This window comes from Moraxella equi, from assembly GCF_002027555.1.
Lineage (GTDB): Bacteria > Pseudomonadota > Gammaproteobacteria > Pseudomonadales > Moraxellaceae > Moraxella > Moraxella equi.
Window position 1 is genome coordinate 1 of sequence record NZ_MXAP01000131.1, and the last position, 5,205, is coordinate 5,205.

A 5,205-nucleotide genomic window follows, 5' to 3' on the forward strand; every position below is an offset into this window, starting at 1 on the left:
GTTCGGTTGGTATAAATAACGGCGGTAGTCTCAAAAGTATGCCAGACTAGGTCTTCCGTTCGCCCTGAGTTTGTCGAAGGGTAACAGTTTTTCCTTATCATGGGCAGGCATAGCTCACCACGAACGGTTTTCTTATTAGCATACTTTTTGAACCAGAACCTAAATAGCATCAAACTTAGAAAAAACAAAAACCCTTTGAAATAAACATTTCAAAGGGTCGGATATGGAGCTCTTGGCGAGAATTGAACTCGCGACCTCTTCCTTACCAAGGAAGTGCTCTACCCCTGAGCTACAAGAGCAAATAGTTTTGCTAATAAATGGAGCGGGTGGCGGGAATCGAACCCGCACCATCAGCTTGGAAGGCTGAGGTTCTACCACTAAACCACACCCGCATGGGTATTTGGTAGGAAAATATGGTGGTGGGGGAAGGATTCGAACCTTCGAAGCTTTCGCGACAGAGTTACAGTCTGTTGGGTTTGACCGCTCCCCAACCCCACCAAGTGGTACAGGTATGTCTTTTAATGGTCTGTTAAAAGATTAAGCCCAATAAACGGGCTTGACCTGAAAGGTTTCTTAGGAGTGGTGCCGGCTGCCGGAATCGAACTGGCGACCTACTGATTACAAGTCAGTTGCTCTACCAACTGAGCTAAGCCGGCGGTGTTTCCTAAGTGGTGCGTATGATATCATAGTTTTTGATTTGTGCAAGTATTTTTTTAAAAATTTTTAAAATTATTTTATAAGTTATTGTTTTTTATATTAATTGTTTTCTGGCAGTGGGCTTGGTATTTTTTATTATTTGACATACAAATCATTCGCACGCCTGCCGATATTTTTGTATAATGGCATCATCCTATTTTTAAGAAGAGTACAATAAATGACAACAGAGATGATTTTGAGCATTTGTCTTGGCATTGGCTTGGCGGCAAGCTCAGGCTTTCGGGTGTTCGTGCCGTTGTTTGGTATGTCGCTGGCAAGCTATTTTGGCATATTGCCCTTAGGTGAGAGCTGGCTGTGGCTAGGCAGTACGACCGCGTTGGTGATTTTGGCGGTGGCGAGCATCGCTGAGTCCATGTCTTATTTAGTGCCGTTTGTGGATAATTTGCTTGACACCATTGCCGTGCCCCTGGCAGGCATGGCAGGGACGATAGCCATGGCAGGCAGTCTGACCGACATGAGTCCTGCGATGACATGGGCGCTCGCCATCGTGGCAGGGGGCGGAGCGGCAGCGACCATTAAGACCACGACCGCTGGTGCTAGAGCCGTTTCAACCGCCACGACCGCTGGTGTCGCCAACCCTGTCATCGGACTGGCAGAGACTGGCACCGCCATTGGGCTATCAGCACTTGCCATATTCGCCCCTGTATTGGCAGGGGTGGTTGCTGTCGTGGGGATTGTGGTGTTTATTTGGCTTGTGGTTAAGCTCAAAAACCGCCATAAGGGAAGCGAATCGGTGTGATTTGGCAAAAACCATTTGCAATTTATCCTAAATTTTTGTAAATTATCCCAAACCCACTTTTTTAAGGACAAAACCATGCCCGCCTTACGAGATGACATTGACCCACAAGGACTTTTGGAATATTCGGTGGTCTATACCGACCGAGCGTTGAACCATATGTCTGCCGAATTTCAAAGCGTGATGAGAGACTTATCCGCCACTTTAAAAGAGCTTTATCATGCCGATGGCGTGGTGATTATCCCCGGTTCTGGCACGTCAAGCATGGAAGCAGTCGCCCGTCAGCTTGCCACGGACAAAGACGTAGCGATTGTGCGAAATGGCTGGTTTAGCTATCGCTGGACGCAGATTTTGGAAAAAGGACGTATCGCCAAATCCACGCACGTTTTTACCGCCCAAATCCACGGCAATCCTGCCACATTCGCCCCTGCCGACATTAGCGAAGTTACCGCCCATATCCGTCAAAACCGCCCAAGCGTGGTGTTCGCTCCCCACGTTGAGACCGCTTCTGGCATGATGTTATCAGACAACTATATCAAGGCACTAGGTCAAGCGGTGCATGACGTGGGCGGGATTTTGGTGATTGACTGTATCGCCTCGGGCTGTGTGTGGCTTGACATGAAAGCGTTAGGCATTGATGTTCTACTCTCTGCCCCACAAAAAGGCTTGTCTAGCACACCTTGCTGTGGACTTGTCATGATGTCCAAGCGTGCCAAAGAGCTTGTTCAAAGCACAGAATCCACAAGTTTTGCCTTAGATTTAAAGGTGTGGGCGAATATCATGACCGCCTATGAAAATGGCGGACACGCCTATCATGCAACCATGCCCACAGACGGACTAAGACAGCTAAGAGACACGCTAAAAGAATGCCAAGCCATAGGATTTGATAAGCTAAAATCCGCCCAAATCGAGCTGGGGCAAGACATTTTGCAAGTGTTAAATGACAAAGGGGTTGTAAGCGTGGCGGATAAAGACAGTCAAGCGGTTGGGGTTATCGTCTGCCATGCCCCAAATGATGATGTACACAAAGGCGTGGCGTTTGCCAAAGTCGGTGTACAAATCGCAGGGGGCGTACCGCTACAAGTGGGCGAGCCGTCTGATTATAAGAGTTTTAGAATTGGGCTGTTTGGGCTTGATAAATTGACCGATGTATCAGGCACGGTGGCACGATTTAAGCAGGCGTGTGATGAGGTGTTTTGATTATCTTTATCAACATAAAAAGCCCAATGTGATGTTGGGCTTTTTGTTTGTCTTATACAGTTATTCGGATTTCCCCACACCTTTTGCCTTAACGAGCTTATCCACCCAATCAAACAATTCATCCAAATCATAATCTTCGCCATGTCCCACGCCCCACGCCAAGGCAAAATCCACGTTCTTGCCCTGATTTTGCAAGGCGGTGGCCAGTATCACAGGCACGGCAAGGGACGTATCATTATCCTTTACCCCATGACGGATACGCCAATGCTCGGTGGGACTTTGGGCGATATAATTCATCACATTCATCATCTTGACAGTGTGAGCGTCCGCCATACTCCCTTGCCCGTATTTTTTGCCAAAGGCGGTAAAATGCTGATTGTTCAAAGTCTTATTACCAAACAAATTATTCTCGCCACTGGTCAAATCTGTGGCATCAAAAGCAGGTACGCCCTTGCTACGCCCCAAGTATCTCAAATAACCGTCAAAATCCGCCACATAAAAAGGGTTTGCCGACTTTCGTTGTGCCAAAAAGTCAAACTCATTTAAATCCGTGCCATTTTTAAAGGCGGTATTGGCGGAGTTATTCAAATGATAAATCACTTCATCTTTAAACGTGCCGTTGCCGTTATTATCCAATGTTAATGACCGTCCGTTGTGCCCTTTCAATTTTAAACCATTGATATAACTGGGGAAATTTGCCTTTAATTCATTTGACCAACTTTTTTGCTCGTCCGTTAGGTTTGCCTTTATGCGTTCACGTTTGACGTTGTCGTCAAGCATGGAGATGTGCATTTTGTGATAATCATCAATGCCGTTAAATTGCCATTCATAAGCCATATCGGCATTTTCAAGGTTGGTAATCGGAGCATAGGCGGACACGGCAAACACGCTGTCATCAGCTGTCATAATCGCCCCAATTTTTTGCAATTCGGCGTGATAATCCATGCTATTGCCACTTGCCCCCAAAAGTAGCGACATCGCCCCGCCTACGGACGTGCCATTTGCGATAATACGGTCGGCTCGCCCTGCCATGAGTGCGTCATTGGCTTTGAGATAGGCAATGGCGGATTTTAAATCCACGATGACGGACGGAGCTTTGCCCGTGTAGTTGCCGTCTGTGCCAAGCGTACGCCCCCTAGCCCCTGCACTTGCCACGACATAGCCACGCATAAGGGCGGCAACCACACTGTTTGGTCTTGGCGTACCGTCTCGCCCTGCCCTACTCTCGGCGGTCATCGGCTTGGCGGGCATATATCCGCCCACGCCATTGGGGAAAAATATCGGGGCGGTGTCTGCCGTGTAGCCGTTAATGCTGTCGCCTGTAAAATACGACTCGGGGATATAGATGTTCATCACTTGATAATCAGGCTCGGTAGGGTTTGCCACATAGGGGATATTTTCAAACGCACGCACGACAAGGCTTTGGTCGTCTTGGGTGATGGTGATGGTTTTGTAATTATTGGGATTAAACGTTAAAGAGCTTGGTATGGTGGTCGTGGCAAGCTTATTTGTATTTGCATTTGGATTTGTATTTTGGGAAATGGGTGTGGTGCAGGCGGATAAAGACAGCAAGGCGATAATGAAAATGAACAATAAGGATTTCATACATATTTCTCAATAAAATAATAATCATTATAATCCAAGCAGTCAAAAAAGCAACTCCTTGTACAAAAATCATCATTTGAGAAACTTATGCTCTTTTAGGGCGTGCTCACCTTTGGTATTAGCAACGGAAATACCTACTTAAAAAGAAGGAAGAGTGCATGTTTTTCAAGGAAAAACATAGGTTAGAAACCCTCTATCAAACAAGTTTTTAACCCTTGAATATACAATTCAACCACTCAACCGTGTCAAGCTTTACAATTCTCACCCAACTTTTTACATTAAGTGATTGAATGTCCATTTTTTATAGAAAATTGATTGGGATGATTAAATTTCATCATATTTTATAAAATATGCTATCAATGTTTAAAATATCCTAATCACTCACCACCCAAATTTTCTTTAACCAATAAGGATAGCCATTGGCAAAACCTTTTACCACCACATAATCAAAGCAAACCTTATCGCCTTGTTTTAACCCATTAAAAGACAGCTTGTTATCATAATAATCATGAATATAACGAAAATGGTATTTTTTATCGCTGGTGCTACTTTGTATGGTAATGCGATTAGTGATAGCCTTTCTTTGTTGTTTAAAACTAAGTGGCTTGGTGGGATAAATAATCACGCCACATTCTTGCTTTATCTTGCCATGATGATATAGGTAATCGCCCCTAATATAAAAATAGGCAATAAGCGATGTACCCACCGCCCAAAATATCAATAACACAGCAATGATTGCTTTATGGTGCAGAGCATTGGTTTGGTGCAATCCATAGGCAATAAACCCACCAACAACTAAAACCCCGCCCCAATAAATATATACATATTTTTAAACCTTTTTAAAAACGGTGTTATCAATCAAATAATTTTAATATTTATAAAAAGGGCAAATTGTAACTTGCCCAGACACACTCATTTAAAAGATTAGGCATTGTTAAACTAAAATA

General features: G+C 44.7%; 4 protein-coding genes and 4 tRNA genes. 2 read left to right on the forward strand and 6 right to left on the reverse strand.

All coding sequences use genetic code 11. The features are described from left to right. Positions 1 to 224: 224 nt before the first annotated feature. The 4 genes from B5J93_RS11645 to B5J93_RS11660 form a co-directional block, all read right to left on the reverse strand. A tRNA-Thr gene (locus tag B5J93_RS11645) sits at positions 225 to 299 on the reverse strand. Positions 300 to 318: 19 nt separating this feature from the next. After that, positions 319 to 392 (reverse strand) — tRNA-Gly (locus B5J93_RS11650). Between the two features lie 22 nt (positions 393 to 414). After that, positions 415 to 498, reverse strand: a tRNA-Tyr gene (locus tag B5J93_RS11655). A gap of 82 nt (positions 499 to 580) precedes the next feature. After that, a tRNA-Thr gene (locus B5J93_RS11660) sits at positions 581 to 656 on the reverse strand. A gap of 218 nt (positions 657 to 874) precedes the next feature. Here B5J93_RS11660 and B5J93_RS11665 point away from each other — a divergent pair. Continuing rightward, a complete protein-coding gene (locus B5J93_RS11665) occupies positions 875 to 1,456 on the forward strand; it encodes a DUF4126 domain-containing protein (RefSeq protein ID WP_079326532.1) in 582 nt (193 codons plus the stop codon). A gap of 75 nt (positions 1,457 to 1,531) precedes the next feature. Next, positions 1,532 to 2,653, forward strand: coding sequence for an aminotransferase class V-fold PLP-dependent enzyme (locus tag B5J93_RS11670; protein ID WP_079326533.1), 1,122 nt, complete (start codon positions 1,532 to 1,534; stop codon positions 2,651 to 2,653). Between the two features lie 60 nt (positions 2,654 to 2,713). On the opposite strand, the gene B5J93_RS11675 is transcribed toward B5J93_RS11670, so the two are convergent. After that, positions 2,714 to 4,258 carry a subtype B tannase gene (locus B5J93_RS11675; protein ID WP_079326534.1) on the reverse strand — a complete coding sequence of 515 codons (1,545 nt, stop codon included), beginning with the start codon at positions 4,256 to 4,258 and terminating at the stop codon, positions 2,714 to 2,716. Positions 4,259 to 4,631: 373 nt separating this feature from the next. Next, complete coding sequence (locus B5J93_RS11680) at positions 4,632 to 5,027, reverse strand: hypothetical protein (RefSeq protein ID WP_079326535.1); 396 nt, start codon at positions 5,025 to 5,027, stop codon at positions 4,632 to 4,634. Positions 5,028 to 5,205 lie beyond the last annotated feature (178 nt).